The sequence below is a fragment of the Streptomyces cacaoi genome (assembly GCF_006539165.1).
Lineage (GTDB): Bacteria > Actinomycetota > Actinomycetes > Streptomycetales > Streptomycetaceae > Streptomyces > Streptomyces cacaoi.
In genome coordinates this window covers 90852-116793 of sequence record NZ_BJMM01000020.1, presented here as the reverse complement: position 1 = coordinate 116793, position 25942 = coordinate 90852, and the positions used below count along the sequence as shown (strand labels likewise).

Here is a 25942-nt window from a genome sequence, read left to right as displayed (position 1 = left end):
GGCGCCGGTTGACGGTTGCGCGGCGCCGGACACCCGGTTAGAAACCAGGCATCCCGGTGAGCCGGCACGCGCCGCCGCTCACCGCCCGCACCACAGAACGGACGCCACATGCCGCTGGACTGGAAGCTCGTCGTCGACAGCGAGGACCCCCACCGCCTCGCCCACTTCTGGGCCCAGGCTCTGGGCTACACCACCGAGGACCACAGCGCCCACATCGAGCGCCTCCACGCGCTGGGCGCGATCAACCAGGCGCAGATCATCCAGGACGAACGGCACGACGGCCGCGCGGCATGGCGGCACGCCGCGGCGATACGCCACCCCCACGACCCGGTGGACGAGAACACCGGCAGCGGCCTGGGCCGCCGACTGCTGTTCCTGGCCGTCCCCGAACCCAAGCGGGCCAAGAACCGGCTCCACCTCGACCTCCACGTGGGCCCCGACGCGAGAGAAGCCGAGGTCACCCGCCTGGAACGCCTGGGCGCCCGCACCCTGCACACGGTCGTCGAACCCGGCAGCCACCACGTGACGATGACCGACCCGGAGGGCAACGAATTCGACGTCCAGTAGGCCCCGTTCCCCAAAGGGGCGCGGGGAACTGCGCGACCAACCACAACGACGCGGAAGACAACCCACGGCAGCAAGCCCCAAAAGGGGCGCGGGGAACTGCGCGAGCAACCACAACGACGCGAAGGACGGCCGACAGCAGAAGACCCCCACAAGGGACACCGGACACGGAGGGCCGCAAGGCCCATCGAGAAGTACGGCGCGACCAACGACAGCCGCCACCACGGAGGTTCAGCGCGCCCAGTCGTCCTGCCCACCCTCCCACGGCTCGTCCCCGTCCCGCTCCCCCCGAGCACCCTGCTCACCCCGAGCACCCTGCTCCTCACGAGCCCCCCGCTCCTCCCCATCCGACACCCCCACCGCATCGGCCCGAGCCCGCTCCGGGCCCCCCTCCCCCTCGCGGAGCGACACCGCACCGGCGGCCCCACCCCCCTGCGCCGCACGAGCCTCCTCCCCCCGCGCGGGAGGCGCCACCGCACCGGCCAGATCGTCCAGCGCATCCATGATCAGCTCGGCGGTACGCAGCCCGACCGGCGGCGGCCCCTGCTGCTGGTCGTCCTCCCACTGCCGGACGGCCTCCCGCACCTGCGACCAGTCCACCGGCCGGCTCTTGCGGATCGCCGTGACCGCCTCCGACAGCGCCGGGGCCAGCGCCGCCGTCAACCGGCCCGCGCCCTCGGACGGCTGCGCGTCCCGGTCCGGGATGTGGGCCTCCAGCAGCATGGCCGCCCGCCCCAGTGTCACGAGCGCGGACTGTGCGTCGTTCGCCGAGCGGCGGGAGATCCGGCCGTGCCGGCGGACGGGCTCGGCCTCCGCGCGGCTGGCCGTCTGCTCCCACTCCTGACGGGCCGCCCGGCTGTCCAGCAGCGCCTCACGGACCTGCCGTGGCCGACGCTCGGCAGGCTGGGCGAAGGCGTCGAACACGGCCATGACGTACCGGCCGGTCGCCGCCAGCCAGTCGGCGAGCCGGTCGCGCAGCAACGGCGTCTCCCAGGCGGGGAAGAGCGCGTAACTGAGCATGGCCAGCACTCCGCCGAGCGCGGTGAGGCCGACCCGCTCGTAGGCCGTCTGGTACCACTCGGCGCCCAGGATGCCGAGCAGGAAGACGACATAGGCGCCCGTGCACACCGAGGAGATGACGTACCCGGTGCGCATCAGCAGGTACTGGGTGGCGACGGCCAGCACCGCCAGCCCCGCCGCCGCATACGGCCCCGGGTCGACGAGCGCCATGACGGTGCCGCCGAGCCCCACCCCGAACAGGGTGCCGACGAACCGGCCGACCCCCCGCTCGTAGGTGCGGGAGAAGTCCGGCCGCAGCACCATCACCGCCGTCAGCGGCACCCAGTACCCGTGCGCCGGCGGCAGCGCCTTGCCGAGCAGGTAGCCGGCCGAGGCGACACCGCTGACCCGCAGCGCGTGCCGCAGGATCGGCGAGGACCAGTGGAGTTCGCGCCGCACCGCGCGCAGCGCGATCGGCACCATCGCGGCCAGCGTCGGCATGTGCAGATGCCGGGGGCGGGCGAGCGCGTGCCCGGCGGCCGGTGTGTGCTTGCCGCCCTGCGCCTTGCGGCTTCCGGCGGCGAGCGCCTCGGCCTCCGCCCGCTCCCGCGCCTCGTCCTGCGGGTCGGGCCCGTACGGGCCGTCGAGGCTGCCGCCGATGTCCGAGCTGTGGTCGGGGAAGCCGGGGCGGCGCCCGGCACGGTCCGCGGTGTGCCAGGTCACCCGCGACAGCAGGCCGCCCCGGGTGATCTCCACGGGTTCCTGCGCGGCCTCGACGGCGTCGTCCGTGAGCGCGATCAGCCGCAGCGCCGCCCGGCGCGCCGGACCGCTCAACACCGGGCCACTCTTGGGCACCTGGAGCACGTCGAGGGCCTGGTCGGGCAGCCGGACCCGCTCCCCGCGGCGGACCGCGCGCGCCGTCGCGTCGAGGACGGTCGCGGCGGCCAGCAGCAGCTCACGCACCCGGTCGCGTTCCGGGCCGACGAGCGGGGCGCCGCCCACCACCGGATCGGCGAGCGAGGCGAGGACCGGCCGGAAACGCTCGGCCATCGCACGGTAGCCGTGCAACTGGCGCGGCCTACGACGGGCCTGACGCGGTGTGACGGCGGCGGCGCTGCGGGCCTGGATCAGCGGCTCCGGGTCGAACGGCGCCATCGGGTCGTGCCGCAGCCGGCGCGCGTAGTCGGCGACGCCGGCGAGCGCGTCGGCGAGGGTGTCGCGCCGCTCGCCCCACGGCCGCACCGGGAACAGCACGATCAGCCCGGCCTGTACGACGCCGCCGGCGGCGATGAGCACGGCGTGGCTCACCGCGCCCAGGATGCTCGTCGGCAGGGTGACGGTGATCAGCATCACGGCGATGTTGAAGGCCGCGACCACACCCGACGTCGGGCCCATGCCCCAGGCCATCCCGGCCAGGAACGCCCACAGCGCGAGCAGCAGCACGAACGCCGGGGGCCAGGCCACCAGGAGATAGCCGAGGAAGGTGGAGACCGCCAGGCCGCCCGCGGCGGACAGCGCCAGGACGGGGCGGGGCCGCCAGCTGCGCTGGAAGGTGGCGACGCCGGAGGCGAACGCGCCGAAGGCGCTGGAGACCGCCAGTTGCGGTGAGCCGACCGCGAGCGCCAGGAAGACGACGATGCCGACGCCGCAGGCGCCGCGGACGGCGATCAGCGGGGTGAGGGACGTGCGTTCCACGCTCAGGCCGGAGCGTGAGGTCTCCGCCAGGGCGTGGGCCCAGGAGCGGGTGGAGGCCGTCACGGTGCGGAGCGGGGAGCTGAGCATGGTTCGAGCTTACGGGGCCCGGAGGGTGGGGTTCCGGGCCCCGTTCTCGCGGCGTACGGCTGCCGCCGTCGCGGTTGCCCGGGGCCTTGTGCCGAGCCCCCCCGGCCCCTGGCCGCTTCCGGTGCGCTTCCCCGTCGTGTCCTCGGGCTGACGTCTCGCCATCCCGGTTCGGCCGTGCGGTGTTCCGGCCGTACGAGGTGGTTACCCGCCGTCAGCCGGCCCTCCCGCCGCCGTGGTTGCTCGCGCAGTTCCCCGCGCCCCCTGACGGGGCCGCCCCTCCCCGCCGTCAGCCGGCCCTCCCGCCATCGTGGTCGCTCGCGCAGTTCCCCGCGCCCCTCACCGGGGCTGGGGGGCTACAGGTGGTGGCGTTGGTGGGAGCGGTTGTGGTTGTAGTGGGTGCGGGCCTCGCGGGCTGCGGGGCGGGTGGCGGTTTCGGCGACGACGACGTCCCACCAGGCTTCGGGGCCGGGCGCGGGCACGGCGGGGTCCGGGTCGGTCTCCACGTACACGCAGCCGGGCCGGCCGCTCGCGCGGGCGGCGGCGAACGCGGCGCGGAGTTCGTCGACGGTGCCGGCGCGCCACACCTCCAGGCCGAGTGAGGCGGCGTTGGCGGCGAGGTCGACGGGCAGCGGGGCGCCGGTGTAGCCGCCGTCGGCGTCCCGGAACCGGTAGGCGGTGCCGAAGCGTTCGGCGCCGGTCTGTTCGGAGAGCGCGCCGATGGAGGCGTAGCCGTGGTTCTGCACGAGGACGACGGTGAGCCGGGAGCCCTCCTGGACGGCGGTGACGATCTCGCCGGGCATCATCAGGTACGTCCCGTCGCCGACCAGCGCCCACACATGGCGGTCCGGGTCCGCCAGCCCCACGCCGATGGCGGCCGGGATCTCGTACCCCATGCAGGAGTAGCCGTACTCCAGGTGGTACTGGCGCGGGCTGCGGGCCCGCCACAGCTTGTGCAGATCGCCGGGGAGCGAGCCGGCGGCGTTGACGACGACGTCCTCGTCGTCGACGACCGCGTCGAGCGCGCCGAGCACCTGCGTCTGGGAGGGCCGGGCCCCGGCGTCGAACGGGTCCGGCGCGAACGCCTCGGCGACAGTGCGCTCCCAGCGCTTCTTGCCCTCGGTGTACGCGGCCTCGTGCCCGGCGGGGACGCGGTGCCCGCGCAGTGCCCGGGTGAGGGCTTCGAGGCCGGCGCGGGCGTCGGCGACGAGGCAGGTGGCGCCCATCTTGTGGCCGTCGAAGGCCGCGATGTTGAGGTTGGCGAACCGTACGCCGTCCGCGGCGAAGAGGGTGCCGGAGGCGGTGGTGAAGTCGGTCCAGCGGGTGCCGACGCCCAGCACGAGATCGGCCTCGCGGGCGAGCGCGTCGGCGACGGCGGTACCGGTGTGGCCGATCCCGCCGACGTCGGCGGGGTGGTCGTGCCGCAGCGAGCCCTTGCCCGCCTGGGTGGAGGCGACGGGGATGCCGGTGGCGTCGGCGAGGGTGCGCAGCGCGTCCTCGGCCTCGCTGTGGTGGACGCCGCCGCCGGCCACCAGCAGGGGGCGCCGGGCGGCCCGGACGGCCGCCGCGACCTCGTCGAGCACGTCCGGGTCGGGTGCGGGCCGGGGCACGCGCCAGACGCGCTCGGCGAAGAACTCCCGCGGCCATGCGTACGCCTCGGCCTGCACGTCCTGCGGGAGGGCGAGGGTGACGGCGCCGGTGCCGGCGGGGTCGGCGAGCACCCGCATCGCCTGGAGCGCGGCGGGGATCAGCGCCTCGGGCCGGGTGACGCGGTCGAAGTACCGGGAGACGGGCCGCAGCGCGTCGTTGACGGACAGGTCACCGGCGTACGGGACCTCCAGCTGCTGGAGGACGGGGTCGGGGATGCGGGAGGCGAAGGTGTCGCCGGGCAGCAGCAGCACGGGCAGCCGGTTGACGGTGGCGAGGGCGGCGCCGGTGACCAGGTTGGTGGCGCCGGGACCGATGGAGGTGGTGACGGCCTGCGCCGACAGCCTGTTGTGCTGCCGGGCGAAGCCGACGGCGGCGTGCACCATGGCCTGCTCGTTGCGGCCCTGGTGGAACGGCAGCGGCGCGCCGGGGCCCTGCCCGCTCTCCACCAGCGCCTGGCCGACCCCGGCGACGTTGCCGTGGCCGAAGATGCCCCAGCAGGAGGCGATCAACCGGCGCCGTACGCCGTCGCGTTCGGTGTACTGGGCGGCGAGGAAGCGCACGAGCGCCTGCGCGGTGGTGAGTTCGACGGTGCTCACTGCCGGCCCTCCCCCGCTGCCGATGCGTGCGCTCGCGGGCCGCCCGTCCCGGCGTCCCCGGCCGGAGCGGTCCGCCGCGGCACCCCGGCGTCGTAGAACGGGAGCCGGGGGTCGACCGCCGTGCCGTCCCAGGTGCCGCGGATCCACGCGTGGTCCGGGTGGTCGCGGATGAGCCATGCCCGGTCGGCGCCCGGGCCGGCCATCACGTTCAGGTAGTACATGTCGTGCCCCGGCGCCGCCATCGAGGGCCCGTGCCAGCCGTCGGGGATGAGGACGGCGTCGCCGCCGCGCACCTCGGCGAGCACGTCGGTGCCGCGGCCGTTCCCGCTCGGCGTCACCCGCTGGTAGCCGAGCCCCGGCGTCTCGGCCCCGTCGGGGCCGCGGTGCGGGGCGATCTCGTAGTAGTAGATCTCCTCCAGCTCGCTCTCCTGCCCTTCCCTCGACTCGTCGTGCTTGTGCGGCGGGTACGAGGACCAGTTGCCGCCCGGGGTGAGCACCTCGACGGCGATGAGCCGGTCGGCCTCGAAGACGTGCGCGGCGGCGAAGTTGTTGACCTGCCGTGAGCACTGCCCGGCCCCGCGCAGTTCGACGGGCACGTCCCCGGCGGGCCCGTACCGCGCGGGCAGCCGCCGTGCGCACCGCGCCCCGGCGAGCGCGAACCGACCGCCGGATGCGCTGCGCACCTCGACGGCGGCGTCCCGCGGCGCGTACACGAAGTCGCTCACCGAGGCGAACACGCTCTCCCTGCCGTGCAACGCGAAGTGGGTGCCGTCCACGGTGACCGTGCAGGCCCCGGCGAGCGGCAGCACGATCCACTCGCTGTCGCCCGCGTCGAACCGGTGCGCGCCGCCCGGCTCCAGCGGCAGCACCCGCAGCGAGGAGTGGCCCCAGCCCGCCGACTCGGGACGGATGTCGAGCGTGTACGGGCCGGAGGGTGGTGCCGCGCTCCGGCCGGAAAGGTGGAAGCGGTGGTCACTGCCGGTCGTCATGGCGTCAGGCCCCTCTCCTCGTTTTCCCTGTTCTTCCTCGTTGCCCCTCGTTGTTCCTCGTTGTCCCTCGTTGTTCCTCGTCGGCCCTCGTTGTTCCTCGTCGGCCCTCGTTGTTCCTCGTCGGCCCTCGTTCACCTCGTGTCACGTCGCGTGCCCCGAGTCCTCTCGCGTCCTCCGCACCACGGCCGTCCGCCCCGGTGCCGCCCGTGCTGCGTCCCGCCGCCGCGCTGCGTCCCGTGAGCCCGCGCACGCGGAACGCGCGTCCGCACGGCGGCGTCACGGGTTCTTGAGCAGGGTGACGGCCGTGTCCACCGCCGCCGCCACGTCCCCGTCCGGCGGATACAGCAGCGACCGCCCGACGACGAGCCCCCGCACGGTGGGGAGCCGCAGTGCCGTACGCCATCTCCCGTACGTACCCTCCTGATCGCCGTCCACGTCTCCGCCCAGCAGGACGACCGGCAGCGTGGAGGTCTCGTACGCCCAGGCCGTGTCGTCCGGGTCGGCGGTGACCGGCAGCTTCAGCCAGGTGTAGGCCGAGGTGCCGCCGAGGCCGGAGGCGATGGCCACCGAGCGGGCGACGGCCGGGCCGCTCAGATCGTTGCGTACGGTGCCGCCGGCCCGCCGGGCGAGGAACGGCTCGACGAAGACCGGCAGCCGGCGCGCCGCCATGTCGTCGATCGTGCGGGCCGCGGCGTGCAGGGTGCGGACCGAGCCGGGGTCGTCGTAGTCGATGCGCAGCAGGAGCTTCCCGGCGTCGAAGCGGAGCCGGTCGAGGTCCTCGGCGCGGTGGCCGGTGAACCGGTCGTCCAGCTCGAAACAGGCCCCGGCGAGCCCGCCCCGGTTCATGGAGCCCAGCACGATCTTCTCCTCCAGCGCGCCGAGCAGCAGCAGATCCTCCAGCACATCGGCGCCGGCCAGCACTCCGTCGACGCCGGGCCGGGACAGGGCGAGCAGCAGGCGTTCGAGGAGCCGTGCCCGGTGGGCCATGGCCAGCGCGTCCCCGCCGGCGGAGAGCGCGCCGCGCGCCGGATGGTCGGCCGCGACGATCATCAGCCGGCCGCTGTCGTCCAGCAGCCGGCGCCGGGTGCGCCGCGCCGCCGCCTCGGCGACGGCCTCGGGGTGCCGGGCCCGCACCTGGGCGAGCTGGGAGATGCGGGTGACGGTGCTGTGGCTCAACGGGGGCTCTCCTTCGGGGGGTTCGCGCCGTCGGGCGCGGGTTCAGCCGGCCAGCAGGGCCTCGACCTCCCGAGCCCGGGGCATGGCGGACGAGCAGGCCAGCCGGGAGGCGACCAGTGCCCCGGCGGCGTTGGCGTAGCGCATCAGGTACTCCAGGTCCCAGCCGGCCAGCAGCCCGTGGCAGAGCGCCCCGCCGAACGCGTCGCCCGCCCCGAGCCCGTTGACGACCTCCACCGGGTGCGGTGGAACCTCGGCGGCCGTGCCGTCCCGGCGCACCGCGAGCACTCCGTCGGGCCCCTGTTTGACGACGGCCAGTTCGGGCCCGGCGGCGAGCAACGCCTCGGCGCACGCCCGGGGTTCGCGCTCACCGGTGGCGACCTCGCACTCGGCGAGGTTGCCGACGGCGACCGTGGCGTGGGCGAGCGCCTCGCGGTAGACGGGCCGGGCGGCGGCCATGGCCTCGGCCGCGGTACGGCCCCCGGCGGCGTCGGCGCCCCAGAACATGGGCCGCCAGTCGAGATCGAAGACGGTGGCGACCGCCCGGCCGGGGACCGCCGCCCCCGTATCGCCGTCGCTGTCACCGCCGTCACCGCCGTCGTCCCGACCGCCGTCGCCGTCACCGCCGTGTGCCGCGTCGCGGTGGGCGAGCGCCGCGAGTGTGGCGGCGCGGCTCGGCTCGGCGCACAGCCCGGTGCCGGTCACCCAGAAGATGCGCGCGGCGGCGATCCCCGCGGTGTCCAGCTCGCCGGGGTGGATCTCCAGATCGGGCGCCTTGGGCTGCCGGTAGAAGTACAGCGGGAAGTCGTCGGGCGGGAAGATCTCGCAGAAGGTGACGGGCGTCGGATACCGCGCGACGGGACGCACCCAGCGGTCGTCCACCGCGAATCCGCGCAGCGCCTCGTGGCAGTAGATGCCGAACGGGTCGTCACCGGTGCGGCTGATGACGGCCGTCGACCGGCCGAGCCGCGCACCCGCGACCGCCACATTGGTGGCGGAGCCGCCGAGGAACTTCCCGAAGCTCTCCACGTGCTGGAGCGGAACGCCGGTCTGGAGCGGATAGATGTCGACGCCGATGCGGCCCATGGTGACCACGTCGTGGCCGGCGCCCGGCCCTCCTCCGCCGTCGACGGCCGCGCCGCCGGACGTCCGTCGCGCCCCGGCAGGCCGTTCGCCGTTCCGTGCCGCGCGCCCGGGTGTCGCCTCCCGGTGCTGCTCGGTCATGCCGCGCCCCTTCCGGCTCGTCCCACACCGGACGGGCCCCCGCACCACCCCGGTCCGTACCGGCCCGCCCCGGCCGGCCCTCATCGTCGGACCGGCCGCACACCCCTGTCAATGATTTGTCCTTACATATTGACCTCCGACGCGGGAGCGGTGCACCGGCGGAGCGGACCCGACACCGGCGGAGCGGACCCCGACGGCGCACGGGCGCACACCCGGGGTGCCGCCAACACCCGTGCCCCGCACCGGACTTCGGTGCCGCCGGAACGGACAACAGGGCGACAGGTTGTCCTGACAAACCCTTGACCGCGGTACCGCCCACGGGTTTGGCTCACCCCATGACTCGCGGCAGCCCCTCATCCGCCCCCGCCCTCGACCGCATCCGCGTCGGCTCCGCGCCCGACTCCTGGGGCGTCTGGTTCCCCGACGACCCGGCCCAGGTGCCCTGGCAACGCTTCCTCGACGAGGTGTCCCGGGCCGGCTACTCGTGGATCGAGCTGGGCCCCTACGGCTACCTCCCGACCGACCCGGCCCGCCTCACCGACGAGGTCACGGCCCGCGGCCTGCGGGTCTCGGCCGGCACCGTCTTCACCTCGCTGCACCGCGGCCCCGCCGTCTGGGACGAGACCTGGGAACACGTCTCCCGCGTCGCCGAACTGACCCGCGCGGTGGGCGGGGAGCACCTGGTGGTCATCCCCTCCTTCTGGCGCGACGACCGGACGGCCGCCCTCATCGAACCGCCCGAACTCACCGCCGAGCAGTGGCGCCATCTCGCCTCGGGGACGGAACGGCTGGGCCGCGAGGTACGCGAACGCCACGGGCTGCGCATCGCCGTCCACCCGCACGCCGACACCCATATCGACACCGAGGAACACGTCACCCGCTTCCTGGACGCGACCGACCCCGACGTCGTCGACCTGTGCCTGGACACCGGCCACTACGCCTACTGCGGGGGCGACAGCGTCCGGCTCATCGAGACCTACGGCGAACGCCTCGGCTATCTGCACCTCAAACAGGTCGACCCGGAGATCCTCGACGGCGTCGTCCGCGACGGCACACCGTTCGGGCCCGCCGTACGCCAGGGCGTGATGTGCGAACCCCCGCACGGCGTACCGGAGTTGGGTCCGGTGCTCACCGCGGCGCAGGGCCTGGGCATCGACCTCTTCGCCATCGTCGAACAGGACATGTACCCCTGCCCGCCCGACCAGCCGTTCCCCATCGCCGAGCGCACCCGCCGCTTCCTGCGCTCCTGCGGCGCCTGACGCCCGGCCCGCCCCGGACGGCGAACTCCCCTCCGGGGCGGGAAAGTTCGCCAAAACGTCACAGTTGTCACCGTTGTGCCGATCTGTCGTCACAGCAGCCCGACAGGCCCTCCCACTTTCCCCCTCCGTGCCGTTCACACCACAGGCTGACCCGTTCCCCAGCCGAACCCTCGGAGGTACGAGAGATGGCCGACCGGCAACTCTGGTCGTACAAGGAGATCGCCGCGCACATCCGCGTCCAGCCGGACACGGTGCGCTCCTACCGCAAGCACGGTCTGCTCCCCGCACCCGACCTCGTCGAGGGACGCAGACCCTTCTGGTACGCGGACACCATCCGCGACTGGGTGACCCGCCGCCCCGGCTACCGCCCCACCCCCGACTGACCATCCGACCCCCTCCACCCCCTCCGCCCCGCCCACCGCCCCCACCGGCAGGCGGGGCGTTCCGCTCCCTTCACCCCACCCACGCCACCTCACGCACGTCATTCACCCCACCCACTCGGACCCCCAACCTGACCGCACCCCTGCCCTGCACCCGGCCGCAACCCTGCCCTGCATCCGGCCGCACCCTCCGACCTGCACTCCGGCCGCCCCTCCGGCCTGGCTGCGTTGCCCGACCACAGCCGCCCGCCTTGCCCAGGCCGCCTTTCCGGCCGTGCCCCACACCTGCACCCCGGGCCACCTTCCCGACCTGGCCACCGTGCCCGACCGCAGCCGCTCACCTGCACCCCGGGCCACCTCCCCCGGCCGAGCCACCTCCGCCGGACCGGCCACCAGCTCCGCCGGAGCCGCCCACCTCACCCGGGCCACCACCATCCCCGCCCAGGCCAGCACCCAGGCCACCGTCTCCGCCTGGGCCGCCCGGGCCACCAGCCCCACCCGAGCCCTCCGCCCCGCCGGGCCCGTCCCCCGGACCACCGCGCGCAGCGCCACGTACCACCCGCCCGGCGACGGAGGCGAGGACGGCCAGCACCACCGAGGCACCGACGCCCAGCAGCAGCCCCGGCCAGGTGCCGGCCAGCACGGTGCCGCCGCCGTAGCCGATACCGACGCCGTAACCGGCCCACAGCAGTTCGGCGATCCCCGCACCCAGCAGAAACCGGCGCACCGGATAGCCGACGGCTCCGGCCGCCGCTCCACCGGTGATCCGCCCGGCGGGGAGAAACCGGACAGCCACCACGAAAGGCACCCCGTGCCGCCGGATCCGCTCGGCCGTCCACCCCAGCGCCGCCCGTCTGCGCGCACCGGTCGCGGCCCAGGCCCGCAGTGGACGTCCGGCCCACCGCCCCAGCAGGTGGATGACGGCGTCCCCGGCGACGGCGCTGCCCGCGACGACCAGCAGCACCAGCGGCAGCGAGAGCCGCCCCGAGGCGGCGAGCGCCCCGGCAGCGGCGATGAGGGCCGAGTTGGGCACAGCGGGCGGCAGCGTGGTGACCGCGAGCAGCGTGTAGAGCCACACCGCACCCTCGGCACCACCGAACCCGCCGAAGCCGTCCATCCCGGCCTCCGTCCATCCCTGCCGACCTCCGCACGCACGGCGGACTCCGCACGCACGGCGGACCTCCCTGCACCCGGGGGGACCTCCGCAAGACCGCGAACGGACCGCGGACCAGCCCCCTCCGAGCAGGGTGACGCCATACCTCTGGGGGGTATACGCTGAACCCGCACGGGGCCGTCACCGGCACCTGGTCATCACCCGTGCGGCAACGACCGAGAGCGAGGAGTCGCCATGAGCACCGTCACGACGCAGTACAAGGTCTCCGGCATGAGCTGCGGACACTGCGAGAACGCGATCTCGGAGGAGATCTCGAAGATCGAGGGCGTCTCCGCCGTGAAGGCCGTGGCCGCCACCGGAGAGGTCACCATCACCTCCTCCGGCCCGCTGGACGACGCCGCCGTACGCGAGGCCGTGGACGAGGCCGGCTACGACGTGGTCGACGCCGCCTGACACCCGCCGCCCCGCACCCCTTCAGTATCGCGCCGGGCCCGCTCTACCGCATTCCGGGCATCCGCGCACAGCGAACGGTCCGCCCGGGCGACGCCCGCCGCACCAGGCGCGCGAAGCCCGGGGCCCGGCGCTCGGGAAGCCCCGAGGCTCAAGGTTCCCCGCCCGCGTCCGGCGGGTTCCGCCCCCCTCGTCCAACGGGCAGGAAAAAGCGCCCCGTCGGCCAGGTCCCCCCACGGGCCCGTCGACGGGGCGCTTTCCGTTTCCCGGTCATGGATTCCCCCCACGGGATCCTGGCCGGGCGCTTTCTGGCTGCACGTACAGCGGGAGGGCCGCTCAAAGCTCCCCGGGCACGTTCACCCCTTCTTCACCGTTCGCGTCCCCCAAGACGCCTCCGGTGACGGGCGTCGGAATCCGCCGGGAGGCCGACGCCACCCGGTTAGACACCCGACCCCCGCAGATGGTTACCCCCCAATTTCTGTGACCTACGTCTCCCTGGCAACTGCTCGCGCGTAAACATTTGGCACACATGCGGAAGGCTCCGATCCGCCTGGGATCGGAGCCTTCACCGTGCTCGCGCTCGGGCGCCCCGGCGCCCGCGTCGGCCCGTCTGCCGGGACCGGTGTCAGCGGGCCTCGACCGGGACGTAGTCCCGCTCGACGATGCCCGTGTAGACCTGCCGCGGACGGCCGATCCGGGAGTTGGGCTCCTTGATCATCTCGTGCCACTGGGCGATCCAGCCGGGCAGCCGGCCCAGCGCGAACAGCACGGTGAACATGCTGGTCGGGAAGCCCATGGCCCGGTAGATCAGGCCGGTGTAGAAGTCCACGTTCGGGTAGAGCTTGCGCTCGACGAAGTAGTCGTCGGAGAGCGCGTGCTCCTCCAGCCGCAGGGCGATGTCCAGCAGCTCGTCGCTCTTGCCCAGCGCGGAGAGGACATCGTGCGCCGCCGCCTTGATGATCTTCGCCCGGGGGTCGAAGTTCTTGTAGACGCGGTGTCCGAAGCCCATGAGCTTGACGCCGTCTTCCTTGTTCTTCACCTTGCGGATGAAGGTGTCGACGTCGCCACCGTCGGCCTGGATGGACTGGAGCATCTCCAACACGCTCTGGTTGGCCCCGCCGTGCAGCGGGCCCCACAGGGCGTTGATGCCGGCGGAGATCGAGGCGAACATGTTCGCCTGCGAGGAGCCGACCAGGCGCACCGTCGACGTCGAGCAGTTCTGCTCGTGGTCGGCGTGCAGGATCAGCAGCTTGTCCAGGGCGTTGACCACGGTCGGGTCGAGGTCGTACTCCTGCGCCGGCACCGAGAAGGTCATCCGCAGGAAGTTCTCGACGTAGCCGAGATCGTTGCTCGGGTAGACCACCGGGTGCCCGACGGCCTTCTTGTAGGCGTACGCGGCGATCGTCGGCAGCTTGGCCAGCAGCCTTATGGTCGACAGGTGCCGCTGCTCCTCGTCGAACGGGTTGTGGCTGTCCTGGTAGAAGGTGGACAGCGCGCTGACGACCGACGACAGCATGGCCATCGGGTGCGCGTCGCGCGGGAAGCCGTCGTAGAAGCGTTTGACGTCCTCGTGCAGCAGCGTGTGCTGCGTGATCTCGTTCTTGAACGAGGTCAGCTCGTCGACGGTGGGCAGCTCGCCGTTGATCAGCAGGTAGGCGGTCTCCAGGAAGGTCCCGCGCTCGGCCAGCTGCTCGATCGGGTAGCCGCGGTAGCGCAGGATGCCCTGCTCACCGTCGAGGTACGTGATGGCGGACTTGTACGCGGCGGTGTTGCCGTATCCCGAGTCCAGGGTCACCAGACCGGTCTGGGCACGCAGCTTGCTGATGTCGACACCACGGTCGCCCACCGTGCTGTCGACGACCGGGTAGCTGTATTCGCCGTCCCCGTACCGCAGTACTACGGAGTTCTCGCTGTCGCGGTGTTCGCTCACGTCATCCCTCACCGACGTAGTGCCTCTTCTTCGAGGTGCCCTGACTCTTTCCACTCTCCCCCATCAGGTGCTGTGCGGTGCACTGGGGGTCAGCCGAAGGGCTCCATGGTGGCACGGAGTGCCGCCCTGCTAGATATCCTGCACCCTCCAAGCCGTTATGGTCACCCCCCGGGAGCGTGCCCGCCTGTCGGGAGAGCCGCCGTCCGGGCCTGCGGGATCACCCGGCGGCCACAGCGGCCTCCGCGGGGACGGCGGTGCCGGAGCCGCTGCGCAGCGCCCCGCTCAGCCGGTGGTCCAGCGCCGTCCACCGGCGGCCGGCCGAGACGGTGCGCACCGCCTGGCCCAGCGCCCGCCGCGAACCCACCAGCACGACCAGCTTCTTGGCCCGGGTGACCGCGGTGTAGAGCAGATTGCGCTGGAGCATCATCCAGGCCCCGGTCGTCACCGGGATCACCACCGCCGGGTACTCGCTGCCCTGTGAGCGGTGGATGGTCACCGCATAGGCGTGCGCCAGCTCGTCCAGTTCGGTGAAGTCGTAGCCGATCTCCTCGTCCTCCTCGGTACGGACCGTGAGCCGCTGTTCGTCCTGATCGAGCGCCGTGACGATGCCGCCCGTGCCGTTGAAGACGCCGTTCTCCCCCTTTTCGTAGTTGTTCCTGATCTGCGTGACCTTGTCCCCGACGCGGAAGACCCGTCCGCCGAAGCGGCGCTCGGGCAGATCCGGCCGGGCCGGGGTGATCACCTGTTGGAGAAGGCCGTTGAGGGTGCCCGCGCCCGCCGGGCCGCGGTGCATCGGCGCCAGCACCTGGACGTCCCGCCGGGGATCCAGACCGAACTTGGCCGGGACCCGGCGCGCGGCGACGTCGACCGTCAGCCGCCCGGCCTCCTCCGTGTCCTCCTCGACGAAGAGGAAGAAGTCCCGCAGGCCCTGGGTCAGCGGGTACTCGCCGGCGTTGATGCGGTGCGCGTTGGTGACCACACCGGACTGCTGGGCCTGGCGGAAGACCCGGCGCAGCCGTACCGCCGGGACGGGGCCGCCCTCCGCCAGCAGATCGCGCAGCACCTCGCCCGCGCCCACCGAGGGCAGCTGGTCGACATCGCCCACCAGCAGCAGGTGCGCTCCCGGCGGCACGGCCTTGACCAGCTTGTTCGCGAGCAGCAGATCGAGCATGGACGCCTCGTCCACCACGATCAGATCGGCCTGGAGCGGGCGCTCCCGGTCGTAGGCCGCGTCCCCGCCGGGCTTCAGCTCCAGCAGCCGGTGCACCGTGGACGCCTCGGCGCCGGTCAGCTCCGAGAGCCGCTTGGCCGCCCGCCCGGTGGGTGCGGCCAGCAGCACCCGGGCGCGCTTGGCGCGGGCCAGCTCCACCACCGAGCGCACCGTGAAGGACTTGCCGCAGCCGGGGCCGCCCGTGAGCACCGCGACCTTGCGGGTGAGCGCGAGGCGCACCGCCTCCCGCTGTTCCGGGGCGAGTTCGGCGCCCGTGCGCGCGGCCAGCCAGCCCAGTGCGCGCTCCCAGTCGACGTCCTGGAAGGCGGCGAGGCGGTCCTCGCCGGTGCGCAGCAGCCGCAGCACCTGGGCCGAGAGGGACACCTCGGCGCGCTGGAACGGCACCAGATAGACGGCGTTGACAGTGCGTTCCGCGTCCTCCGGATCGGGCACCGGCTCCCGCTCGACGCCCTCCTCCTCGTCCGCCAGCTCTCCCAGGCAGTCGATGACCAGGCCGGTGTCCACCCCCAGCAGCTTGACCGCCTCGGAGATGAGGCGTTCCTCGGGCAGATAGCAGTTCCCCTGGTCGGCCGACTGCGAAAGCGTGTACTGGAGGCCGGACTTGACGCGCTCCGGGCTGTCGTGCGGGATGCCGACGGAGCGGGCGATGCGGTCGGCCGTGAGGAAGCCGATGCCCCAGACGTCGGCCGCGAGGCGGTAGGGGTTGTTGCGCACCATCGAGATGGAGGCGTCCCCGTACTGCTTGTAGATGCGGACCGCGATCGAGGTGGAGACGCCGACGCCCTGGAGGAAGACCATGACCTCCTTGATCGCCTTCTGTTCCTCCCAGGCGGCGGCGATCAGTTTGGTGCGCTTCGGGCCCAGCCCGGGCACCTCGGCCAGCCGCTGCGCATCGGCCTCGATGATCTCCAGGGTCTCGACGCCGAAGTGGGTCACGATGCGGTCCGCGATGCGCGGGCCGATGCCCTTGACCAGCCCGGAGCCCAGATAGCGGCGGATGCCCTGGATCGTGGCGGGCAGCACCGTGACGTAGTTGTCCACATGGAACTGGCGGCCGTACTGCGGGTGGGAGCCCCAGCGGCCCTCCATCCGCAGCGACTCGCCGGCCTGCGCACCGAGCAGGGCGCCGACGACGGTGAGCAGTTCGCCGCCCCTGCCGGTGTCGACCCGGGCCACGGTGTAGCCGTTCTCCTCGTTGGCGTAGGTGATGCGCTCCAGGACACCTTCGAGCACGGCGGGCTTGGACGTCATGGCACCGACGGTAGCCCCGTCCGGAAAATCTCGCCGAGCCTGTGGATAACTACCCTCCGTGTAAGTGGAGTTGTTTATTCCCCCCTGGGTCACGATCTGGCATCGGACCCTTGCGCCACCGCGGTCCCATCACATTCCATGTGCGATGTAATCGATTCCACGGGCACCCGGCAGACGTCTCGAACGGCCCTGCGCCCCGCGGCGGTTCACCCTCCGGCACCTCGGTTCCCTCCCGTACCGACGGCTCGCCGGCCGGCACGACCCACCCGATCACTCCGCTTTTCCGCACTTCTCTCCGCTCTTTCCCTCGTTTTGGACCCTCCGCCCTCTTTCGACCGCTCCACACCTCCCGCCCCTTCCCTCCCTCCCACCCCAGGACCCGGCACGGCAATGGCAGGCATCAAGGACGTCGCGGCGCACGCGGGCGTCTCCGTGGCCACGGTTTCCCGCGTGCTCAACGGGCACAGCGGGGTGCGGGAGGACACCAGGGCGCGGGTGCTGGCCGCGGTCTCGGCGCTGCGCTACCGGCCCAACGCACTGGCCCGGTCGCTGCGCACCGACCAGACACGCACCCTCGGGCTGGTGATCAGCGATGTGCTCAACCCGTTCTTCACCGAGCTGGCCCGCGCGGTGGAGGACGCCGCACGCAGCCGCGGCTACAGCGTGATCATCGGCAACGCGGACGAGCAGGTCGCCCTCCAGGACCACCATGTGCGCACACTGCTGGACCGGCGCATCGACGGGCTGCTCGTCTCGCCCGCCGAGGGGGACTCGGTGGCGCTGCGGGAGGCGGCCGTCTCCGGGATACCGATGGTCTTCGTCGACCGCTGGATCGAGGGGCTCGACGTGCCCCTGATCCGCGCCGACGGGCGAGGGGCCGTACGGGAACTCGTCGCTCATCTGTATGCGCTGGGGCACCGCCGGATCGCCATCATCACCGGTCCCGTCGCCAGCACCACCAGCAACGAACGGGTACGCGCCTTCCGTTCGGCCCTGTGCGAGTTCGGGCTGCCCCTGCCCGAGCACTACATCGGCCAGGGCGACTTCCAGACGGCCAGCGGACGGCAGGCGGCCGAGGCGTTCTTCACCCTGCCCGAGCCGCCCGAGGCGGTGTTCGCCACCGACAACCTCATGGCGCTCGGTGTGATGGACCAGCTGCGGACGCTCGGGCTGCGGGTGCCCGAGGACGTGGCCCTGGCGGCCTTCGACGACATCCCCTGGTTCCTGCACACCGACCCGCCGATCACCGCGATCGCCCAGCCCACCCAGGAGCTGGGGCACCGCGCGGTCGCCGCACTGACCGACCTGGTGGAGTGGGGCTCCCCCCGGACGCCCTCCGGTGAGGGGTGCGCCGGCTCCGTCACTCTCTCCGCCCACCTCATAGCGCGCCGCTCCTGCGGCGAAGACGAAAGGACGCGTCGTTGACCACACCGGACCCGCCCCCGGCACGGGAGCTGCTGCGCACGGAGGGCATACGCAAGACCTTCCCGGGCGTGGTCGCCCTGGACGGTGTCGACTTCGATCTGCGCGCGGGCGAAGTGCACGTACTGCTGGGCGAGAACGGCGCCGGCAAGAGCACGCTCATCAAGGTGCTCTCCGGCACCCACCGTCCCGACGCGGGACGGGTGCTGTGCGACGGCAAGGCCGTGCGGATCGGCGACGCGGAGGCCGCGGAGAAGCTCGGCATCGCCACGATCCACCAGGAATTCAATCTGGTGCCGCATTTGTCCATCGCCGAGAACCTCTTTCTGGGGCGCCAGCCGCGCCGCTTCGGCATCGTCGACCGCAAGCGCATGGAGGCCGACGCGCAGGCGCTGCTCAAGCGCGTCGGCGTCACCGCGCCCCCGCGCACACCCGTGCGTGAACTCGGCATCGCCGGACGTCAGATGGTGGAGATCGCCAAGGCGCTCAGCCTCCGCGCCCGGGTGCTCATCATGGACGAGCCGACAGCTGTGCTCACTTCCGAAGAGGTCAACCGGCTCTTCGGGATCGTGCGCGGGCTGCGCTCGGAAGGCGTCGGCATCGTGCTGATCACCCACCATCTGGAGGAGATTCCGGCCATCGGCGACCGGGTCACCGTGCTGCGCGACGGCCGCAGCGTGGGCCAGGTGCCGGCCAACACCCCCCAGGACGACCTCGTCACGCTGATGGTGGGCCGCAGCATCGAGCAGCAGTACCCGCGCAAGGCCGGCAGCGGCACCCCCGCGGCGGCGGACCAGCCGCTGCTGCGGGTGACGGGGCTGCGCCGGCAGGGCGTCTTCCAGGACATCAGCTTCGAGGTGCACGCCGGCGAAGTCGTCGGCGTCGCGGGCCTGGTGGGCGCCGGCCGTACCGAGGTCGTCCGTGCCGTCTTCGGCGCCGACCCGTACGACGCGGGCCGCGTCGAGGTCGCCGGCAAGAAGCTGCCGCGCGGCGACGTGTGGGCCTCGCACGCCGCCGGGCTCGGCCTCGTCCCGGAGGACCGCAAGGGGCAGGGCCTGCTCCCGGACGCCTCCGTCACCGACAACCTGGGCCTCGTCACCCTGCGCGAGTCCAGCACGGGCGGGCTGGTGGACCGCTCGGGACTGCGCAAGGAGGCGTCCCGGATCGCCGAACGGCTGGGGGTGCGCATGGCGGGCATGGAGCAGCACGTGCGCACGCTCTCCGGCGGCAACCAGCAGAAAGTCGTGATCGGCAAGTGGCTGCTCGCCAAGAGCCGCGTGCTGATCCTCGACGAACCCACCCGCGGCATCGACGTGGGCGCCAAGGTCGAGATCTACCAGCTCATCAACGAGCTGACGGCCTCGGGCCACGCGGTGCTGATGATCTCCAGCGACCTCCCCGAGGTGCTGGGCATGAGCGACCGGGTCCTGGTGATGTCCCAGGGCCGGATCGCGGGCGAACTGACCGCGCGGGACGCGACGCAGGACGCCGTCATGGCGCTGGCCGTCGGTACCTCCGCGCCAGGAACGAGCGAGATGGAGGACTCTCCCCGTGGCCATTGACACGCAGCCGGGTCACCGCCTGGACAAGCGCCCCGGCGGCAACCGGCCGCCACAGATGGCGAGCCGCTTCCTCAAGGAGAACGGCGCGCTGGGCGCGCTGATCGCCATGGTGGTGCTGCTCGCGTTCATGTCCGGTGACTTCCTCACCACGCAGAACCTGCTGAACGTCGGTGTCCAGGCCGCCGTCACCGCGATCCTCGCCTTCGGTGTCACGTTCGCCATCGTCTCCGGCGGTATCGACCTGTCCGTCGGTTCCGTCGCCGCGTTCTCCGGCATCATGCTGGGCTGGCTGGGCACCCAGGGCGTGCCCATCTGGCTCGCGTTCGTCCTGGCCATCGCCACCGGTACCGCCTGCGGTCTGGTCAACGGCCTGCTGATCTCCTACGGCAAACTCCCGCCGTTCATCGCGACGCTGGCGATGCTCTCGGCCGCCCGCGGCCTCGCGCTCGTCCTCTCCGACGGCACCCCGATCACCCTGCCCGAGTCCGTCTCCTGGATCGGCGAGACGATCGGCGACTGGCTGCCCGTGCCGGTGATCGTGATGATAGTGATGTGCGTGATCACCGCCCTGGTGCTGATCAAGACCTACAGCGGCCGTGCCATGTACGCGATCGGCGGCAACGAAGAGGCCGCACATCTGTCGGGCATCCGGGTGCGCCGACAGAAGCTGGTCATCTACGCGCTGGTGGGCGCGTTCGCCGCCGTCGCCGGCATCGTGCTGGCCTCCCGGCTCGCCTCGGCCCAGCCGCAGGCGGCCGATGGTTACGAACTGGATGCGATCGCGGCCGTCGTGATCGGCGGCGCCAGCCTCGCCGGAGGCGTCGGAAAGGCTTCCGGAACGCTCGTCGGCGCCCTCATCCTCGCTGTTCTGCGCAATGGCCTCAACCTTCTTGATGTTTCCGCTTTCTGGCAGCAGGTGGTCATTGGGGCAGTCATTGCGCTTGCGGTGCTTCTCGATACACTGCGTCGCCGCGCATGATCTTTGCGCGACGGGGGAGCACGCGTAGTTCATTCATCTGCCGACTGCAAGGAATGCAGCAATGAGCAAGAGAAAGAGCACGTCCGCGGTGGTTCTGGCCACAGCTGTGGTACTGACCGCGTCCGCCTGCGGGACCGGGTCGGGTTCCGGCGACGGGAAGAAGAAGATCAAGCTCGGCTTCGCGATATCCGCGCTGAACCAGCCCTTCATGGTTCAGATGAAGGACGGAGCCGAGGCCGAGGCCAAGCGGCAGGGCGCCGACCTGACGGTGCAGGACGCCCAGGAGGACGCCTCCACGCAGGCCAACCAGGTCCAGAACTTCACGTCGAAGAACGTGAAGGCGCTCATCATCAACCCGGTCGACTCGGATGCGGCGGGCCCGTCCGTCAAGGCCGCCAACAACGCCAACATCCCGGTGATCGCCGCCGACCGCGGCGTGAACAAGGCCGACATCGAGACCACGGTCGCCTCCGACAACGTCGAGGGCGGCAAGCTGGCCGCCAAGAGCCTCGCCGACCAGCTCGGCGGCAAGGGCGAGATCCTCGTCCTGCGCGGTCAGGTCGGCACGTCCTCGTCCCGTGAGCGCGCCAAGGGCTTCAACGAGGGCATCAAGAAGTACCCGGGCATCAAGATCGTCGCCAAGCAGCCGGCGGACTTCCTGCGCGCCAAGGGCCTGGACGTCACGACCAACGTCATGCAGTCCCACCCGAACATCGACGGGATCTTCGCCGAGAACGACGAGATGGCGCTGGGTGCCGCCAAGGCCCTGGGCTCCAAGGCCGGCGGCGACGTCAAGATCGTCGGCTTCGACGGCACCCCGGAGACGCTGAAGGCCGTCAAGAAGGGCTCCATCAGCTCCACCGTGGCCCAGCAGCCCGACGAGCTGGGCAAGATGGCCGTCCGCAACGCCATCCGCATCGTCGAGGACTCGACCGTGGACCCGAAGATCAAGGTTCCGGTCAAGGTCGTCACCAAGAAGAACGTCGACCGCTATTCCTGATCGCTCCCGGAGCCGAACACTTCGCACGGCCCGGGGCAGTTGAGGGCAAGGACACTCGACCGGCGTCGCCCTCGTCCCGGCCGGCCGCTGTGGAACCGGCGGCCCGGCTCGCACTTCCCTGGAGAACACGGCATGAAGAAATCCGGAATACTCAACCGCCATCTCTCCGGAGCGCTGGCCCGGTTGGGGCACACCGACCTCGTCATGGTGTGCGATGCCGGACTTCCCATCCCGGAAGGCCCGCTCGTCGTCGATCTCGCCTTCCGGGCAGGTGTGCCGTCCTTCGCCGAGGTCCTCGAAGGGATCCTCGACGAACTGGAAGTGGAAGGCGCTGTCGCGGCCACCGAGGTACGTGAGGCGAACCCCGCGGCGAGCGCGCTGCTCGACCGCCTCTTCCCGGCCTCCGCGCCACCGGCACCCGGCGGGCCCGGCCTTGAGCTCGTACCGCACGAGGAGCTGAAGACCAGGACCCGGCAGGCCCGGCTGGTGGTACGCACGGGAGAGGCCCGTCCGTTCGCCAATGTGCTGCTGCGCTGCGGCGTGCCGTTCTGACGGCGACACCCCCTCGTTCGCCGTCGGAACGGCCACAGCCCGCGCGCAGCACCGGCGGGCGGCCGCCTGCCGACTGCCGACAGCCGGCAGGCGGCCGACGAACAGCTGACGGACAACTGACGGGCAGCCGGCGAGACAACCGGCGGACAACCGCGAAGGGCCCGGTCGGCCGACCGGGCCCTTCGTCTCTCCCCCTCGGTCTCCCGCTTTCCCCCTCCCCTCGGGAGATCCCGTACCGGCCCTCGACGTACACCCGGGGCTGGGCTGCCCCGAAGGCACGGACCGGTACCGGTACGACCCGCAGCGCCCGAAAAGGGTTGCACCCGGCTGATTACCGGAAAGAGTGAATCCCGCCCGGTGGTCCCTTTCGCCCGTGCCGCCGCGCCGCCGCCGACCCGTCCACGGCCCGCAACCGACCGGCGCTGTCGGCGCGTTCGGCACGTCCGGCACACGTCAGCGCCCGGCCGCCTCCCGCAGGACGGCCACGAAGCGGTCGGCGGTCTCCGCCAGCACCTGCCTGCCGTCCCGCTCCCACAGCACCGGATTGAAGATCTCCACCTCCACGGGGCCCGAATGGCCCGCCCCCGCCGTCCAGGCGCAGAAGGCGGCCAGATCGACGGAGCCGTCACCGAGCTGCCCCCGCCCCAGCAGTACACCCACCGGCAGCGGTGTGACCCAGTCCGCCAGCTGGAACGCCGCGATGCGGCCCTGCGCGCCCGCGTGCGCGATCTGCTCCGGCACCCGCTCGTCCCACCACAGATGGTAGGTGTCGACGACCACCCCGACCCGGTCCGCCGGGAACCGCTCGGCCAGCTCCAGCGCCTGGCCCAGCGTGGAGACCACGCACCGGTCCGAGGCGAACATCGGATGCAGGGGCTCGATCGCCAGCCGCACCCCGCGCTCCCGTGCGTACGGGGCGAGTTCGGCGAGCGCGTCCGCCACCCGCTCCCGCGCCCCGGCCAGGTCACGCGAACCGGCCGGCAGCCCGCCCGACACCAGCACGAGCGTGTCCGTGCCCAGCGCCGCGGCCTCGTCCAGCGCCGCCCGGTTGTCGTCCAGCGCCCGCCGCCGCTCGGCCGGTTCGGCCGCGGTGAAGAAACCGCCCCGGCACAGCGAGGTGACCGCCAGCCCGTGCTCCCGCGCGAGCGCCCCCGCCGCCTCCGGCCCGAACTCCCGCACCGGCTCCCGCCACAGGCCCACACCGCCCACGCCGAGATGCGCACAGCCCTCGAAGAGTTCCGGCAACGACAGCTGGCGGACGGTTTCCTGGTTGACGGACAGCCGCGCCAGCGCCCGCGCCCGGTCGCCGGAACCGCCGTCGTGACCGGATACGGCCGCCGCCGCACCGCTGCCGCGTCCGCTCGCCGCGTCGCTCATGGGCTCGCTCACCGGGTCACTCCCTGTACGGCCAGGAGCTGCCGCATCCGTGCGGCGGCTCGTTCGGGGTCGGGGAACAGACCGATGCCGTCGGCCAGTTCGTAGGCGCGGGCGAGGTGCGGCAGCGAACGGGCCGACTGGAGGCCGCCCACCATCGTGAAGTGGTCCTGGTGCCCCGCCAGCCAGGCGAGCAGCACGACGCCCGTCTTGTAGTAGCGCGTCGGCGGCGCGAACAGATGCCGGGCCAGCGGGACGGTGGGATCGAGCGTCGCCCGGAACGCGGCCCTCCCCCGGGCGCCTCCCTCGTCCAGCTGCCGGACCGCCCGTGCCGCCACGGGCGCCAGCGGGTCGAAGACGCCCAACAGCGCGTCGCTGTGGCCCTGTTCGTCCCCCGCGACCAGCTCCGGGTAATGGAAGTCGTCGCCGGTGTAGCAGCGCACGCCCGGAGGCAGCCGGCGGCGCAGCGCGACCTCGCGGTCCGCGTCCAGCAGCGAGACCTTCACCCCGTCGACCTTCTCCGGCTGCGCCGCGATGATCGCGAGGAAGGTGTCCGTCGCCTCGTCGAGATCGGTGCTGCCCCAGTAGCCCTCCAGCGCCGGGTCGAACATCGGGCCGAGCCAGTGCAGGATGACGGGGCGTGCCGCCTGCCGCAGCAGTGCCCCGTAGATCTCCGCGTACTCCTCCGGGCCCCGGGCGGCAGCGGCCAGCGCGCGGGAGGCCATCAGGATCGCCTGCGCGCCGGTCTCCTCGGTGAGCGCGAGCTGCTCCTCGTACGCCGCCCGGATGCGGTCCCTCAGCTGTGCCGGGCTCCGCCCGTCGGCCACGCTCAGCTGATCCGTGCCCACACCGCACGCGATCCGGCCGCCCACCGCGCGGGCCTCGGCGGCGGAACGCCGGATCAGCTCCGCCGCGCGCTCCCACTCCAGGCCCATGCCGCGCTGCGCGGTGTCCATCGCCTCGGCGACGCCCAGCCCGTGCGCCCACAGATGACGGCGGAAAGCCAGCGTGGCGTCCCAGTCGACAGCTGAGGGCCCGTCCGGCGAGGTGTCGGCGAGCGGATCCGCGACGACGTGCGCGGCGGCGAAGACGGTACGCGAGACGAGCGGAGCCCCGACGCCCTCCCGCGTCGGCTCCTCCCCTCCCCCGGCGGCCGCGCCCGCCGACCCCGGCACATAGGTGTACAGCTGTCCGTCCGCCCCCGGGAGCCGGATCACAGCGACAGCTCCGGCACATCCATGCGGCGGCCCTCCGCACTGGAAACCAGCCCCAGCTGCGCGAGTTGCACACCGCGCGCCCCCGCGAGCAGGTCCCAGCTGTACGGCTCGTCCCGTACGACATGCCGCAGGAACAGCTCCCACTGCGCCTTGAACCCGTTCACCCGCTCGTCGCCGTCGTTGTCCGGCACCTCCTGCCACTGCTCCCGGAACCGCTCGGTCGCCGGCAGGTCCGGATTCCACACCGGGCGGGGCGTGCCCGCGCGATGCTGGTAGCGGCAGCCGCGCAGCCCCGCAACCGCCGACCCCTCCGTGCCGTCCACCTGGAACTCCACCAGCTCGTCCCGGTGCACCCGCACCGCCCACGAGGAGTTGATCTGCGCGACGACGCCGCCCTCCAGCGTGAAGATGCCGTACGCCGCGTCGTCAGCTGTGGCCGTGTAGGCGCGCCCCTGCTCGTCGCACCGCTGCGGAAGGTGCGTGGCCGCATACGCCTGCACGGAGGTGACCCGGCCGAACAGCTCGTGCAGCACGTACTCCCAGTGCGGGAACATGTCGCTGACGATGCCGCCGCCGTCCTCCGCACGGTAGTTCCACGAGGGACGCTGCGCGCTCTGCCAGTCGCCCTCGAACACCCAGTAGCCGAACTCCCCGCGCACGGACAGGATGCGGCCGAAGAAGCCCCCCTCGACCAGCCGCCGCAGCTTGCGCAGGCCCGGCAGGAACAGCTTGTCCTGCACGACACCGTGCTTGACGCCCGCCCGCTCCGCCGCCCTCGCCAGCTCCAGCGCCCCGTCCACGGAGGTGGCGGCCGGCTTCTCGGTGTAGACGTGCTTGCCGGCCGCGATCGCCTTCCGCAGCGCCTCCTCGCGGGCCGAGGTGACCTGCGCGTCGAAGTAGATGTCCACGGACGGGTCGGCGAGCACCGCGTCCAGGTCCGTGCTGACCGCCCGCCGGTCCAGGCCGTGTGCCTCGGCCAGTTCCTTGAGCGCCTGCTCCCTGCGGCCCACGAGCACGGGCTCGGGCCACAGGCGTTCCCCGTCGCCGAGGTCCAGCCCGCCCTCCTCGCGCAGCGCGAGGATCGAGCGCACCAGGTGCTGCCGGTGCCCCATCCGCCCCGTCACGCCGTTCATCGCGATACGGACCGTTCTGCGGGTCGCATCTGCTTCGTGTGTCACGTCTGCGTCGTCTCCCTGGTCGCTCGGCCTGTGCCCTGCCGCTCCACGCATCGGCGGACCACCCGTAGA

General features: G+C 72.6%; 18 protein-coding genes and 1 pseudogene. 8 read left to right on the top strand and 11 right to left on the bottom strand.

Going from position 1 to position 25942, the window contains the following annotated elements; genetic code table 11:
* Positions 1-108 precede the first annotated feature (108 nt).
* A complete protein-coding gene (locus tag SCA03_RS19640; RefSeq protein ID WP_030889709.1) occupies positions 109-567 on the top strand; it encodes a VOC family protein in 459 nt (152 codons plus the stop codon).
* Between the two features lie 228 nt (positions 568-795).
* Here SCA03_RS19640 and SCA03_RS19635 read toward each other — a convergent pair whose 3' ends face one another.
* The 5 genes from SCA03_RS19635 to SCA03_RS19615 all read right to left on the bottom strand — a co-directional run bounded on the left by SCA03_RS19635 (position 796) and on the right by SCA03_RS19615 (position 8836).
* Positions 796-3345, bottom strand: a complete 2550-nt coding sequence (locus SCA03_RS19635; RefSeq protein WP_230988817.1) for an FUSC family protein — start codon at positions 3343-3345, stop codon at positions 796-798.
* A gap of 353 nt (positions 3346-3698) precedes the next feature.
* Positions 3699-5588 carry a 3D-(3,5/4)-trihydroxycyclohexane-1,2-dione acylhydrolase (decyclizing) gene (gene iolD / locus SCA03_RS19630; protein WP_141275534.1) on the bottom strand — a complete coding sequence of 630 codons (1890 nt, stop codon included), beginning with the start codon at positions 5586-5588 and terminating at the stop codon, positions 3699-3701.
* On the bottom strand, positions 5585-6577 hold the full coding sequence (gene iolB, locus SCA03_RS19625; protein WP_086818294.1) for a 5-deoxy-glucuronate isomerase: 993 nt from the start codon (positions 6575-6577) through the stop codon (positions 5585-5587). Before iolB ends, iolD begins: the two co-directional genes overlap by 4 nt.
* A gap of 276 nt (positions 6578-6853) precedes the next feature.
* Positions 6854-7753 carry a Cgl0159 family (beta/alpha)8-fold protein gene (locus tag SCA03_RS19620; protein WP_037850434.1) on the bottom strand — a complete coding sequence of 300 codons (900 nt, stop codon included), beginning with the start codon at positions 7751-7753 and terminating at the stop codon, positions 6854-6856.
* 42 nt (positions 7754-7795) lie between these two features.
* Positions 7796-8836 (bottom strand): 5-dehydro-2-deoxygluconokinase, encoded by a 1041-nt coding sequence (locus SCA03_RS19615; RefSeq protein WP_086818295.1) that lies wholly within the window; start codon positions 8834-8836, stop codon positions 7796-7798.
* 473 nt (positions 8837-9309) lie between these two features.
* Here SCA03_RS19615 and SCA03_RS19610 point away from each other — a divergent pair, with 473 nt between their 5' ends.
* Positions 9310-10233 (top strand): sugar phosphate isomerase/epimerase family protein, encoded by a 924-nt coding sequence (locus SCA03_RS19610; protein ID WP_030889694.1) that lies wholly within the window; start codon positions 9310-9312, stop codon positions 10231-10233.
* Positions 10234-10418: 185 nt separating this feature from the next.
* Positions 10419-10616 carry a helix-turn-helix transcriptional regulator gene (locus SCA03_RS19605; protein WP_030889691.1) on the top strand — a complete coding sequence of 66 codons (198 nt, stop codon included), beginning with the start codon at positions 10419-10421 and terminating at the stop codon, positions 10614-10616.
* A gap of 334 nt (positions 10617-10950) precedes the next feature.
* On the opposite strand, the gene SCA03_RS36840 is transcribed toward SCA03_RS19605, so the two are convergent.
* Positions 10951-11730 (bottom strand): VTT domain-containing protein, encoded by a 780-nt coding sequence (locus tag SCA03_RS36840; RefSeq protein ID WP_141275533.1) that lies wholly within the window; start codon positions 11728-11730, stop codon positions 10951-10953.
* A gap of 231 nt (positions 11731-11961) precedes the next feature.
* Here SCA03_RS36840 and SCA03_RS19595 point away from each other — a divergent pair, with 231 nt between their 5' ends.
* A complete protein-coding gene (locus SCA03_RS19595; protein WP_030877976.1) occupies positions 11962-12180 on the top strand; it encodes a heavy-metal-associated domain-containing protein in 219 nt (72 codons plus the stop codon).
* 622 nt (positions 12181-12802) lie between these two features.
* On the opposite strand, the gene SCA03_RS19590 is transcribed toward SCA03_RS19595, so the two are convergent.
* Together SCA03_RS19590 and recD2 are read right to left on the bottom strand one after the other, a co-directional pair.
* On the bottom strand, positions 12803-14119 hold the full coding sequence (locus SCA03_RS19590; RefSeq protein ID WP_078872897.1) for a citrate synthase: 1317 nt from the start codon (positions 14117-14119) through the stop codon (positions 12803-12805).
* A 205-nt stretch (positions 14120-14324) separates the two neighbouring features.
* Entirely contained in the window at positions 14325-16589 is a 2265-nt protein-coding gene (recD2, locus tag SCA03_RS19585; protein WP_051846289.1) for an SF1B family DNA helicase RecD2, read from the bottom strand.
* Positions 16590-16979: 390 nt separating this feature from the next.
* Here recD2 and SCA03_RS19580 point away from each other — a divergent pair, with 390 nt between their 5' ends.
* The 4 genes and pseudogenes from SCA03_RS19580 to rbsD all read left to right on the top strand — a co-directional run bounded on the left by SCA03_RS19580 (position 16980) and on the right by rbsD (position 22104).
* On the top strand, positions 16980-18014 hold the full coding sequence (locus tag SCA03_RS19580; RefSeq protein ID WP_030889683.1) for a LacI family DNA-binding transcriptional regulator: 1035 nt from the start codon (positions 16980-16982) through the stop codon (positions 18012-18014).
* Positions 18011-19573 carry a sugar ABC transporter ATP-binding protein gene (locus tag SCA03_RS19575; protein ID WP_030877964.1) on the top strand — a complete coding sequence of 521 codons (1563 nt, stop codon included), beginning with the start codon at positions 18011-18013 and terminating at the stop codon, positions 19571-19573. The genes SCA03_RS19580 and SCA03_RS19575 overlap by 4 nt, the downstream gene beginning before the upstream one ends.
* 55 nt (positions 19574-19628) lie before the next feature.
* A pseudogene (locus tag SCA03_RS36350) lies at positions 19629-21552 on the top strand (ABC transporter permease/substrate-binding protein).
* A gap of 132 nt (positions 21553-21684) precedes the next feature.
* Positions 21685-22104 carry a D-ribose pyranase gene (rbsD, locus tag SCA03_RS19560; protein ID WP_030877956.1) on the top strand — a complete coding sequence of 140 codons (420 nt, stop codon included), beginning with the start codon at positions 21685-21687 and terminating at the stop codon, positions 22102-22104.
* A 453-nt stretch (positions 22105-22557) separates the two neighbouring features.
* On the opposite strand, the gene SCA03_RS19555 is transcribed toward rbsD, so the two are convergent.
* Genes SCA03_RS19555 through SCA03_RS19545 form a run of 3 tightly spaced genes read right to left on the bottom strand, consistent with a single transcriptional unit; the run spans position 22558 to position 25828 of the window.
* The gene (locus SCA03_RS19555; protein WP_230988816.1) at positions 22558-23493 is read right to left on the bottom strand and encodes a sugar phosphate isomerase/epimerase family protein; all 936 of its coding nucleotides are present in this window, start codon (positions 23491-23493) and stop codon (positions 22558-22560) included.
* Positions 23490-24695 (bottom strand): dihydrodipicolinate synthase family protein, encoded by a 1206-nt coding sequence (locus tag SCA03_RS19550; RefSeq protein WP_030877951.1) that lies wholly within the window; start codon positions 24693-24695, stop codon positions 23490-23492. Before SCA03_RS19550 ends, SCA03_RS19555 begins: the two co-directional genes overlap by 4 nt.
* Positions 24692-25828 (bottom strand): Gfo/Idh/MocA family protein, encoded by a 1137-nt coding sequence (locus SCA03_RS19545; RefSeq protein WP_030889671.1) that lies wholly within the window; start codon positions 25826-25828, stop codon positions 24692-24694. Before SCA03_RS19545 ends, SCA03_RS19550 begins: the two co-directional genes overlap by 4 nt.
* Between the last annotated feature and the right edge of the window lie 114 nt (positions 25829-25942).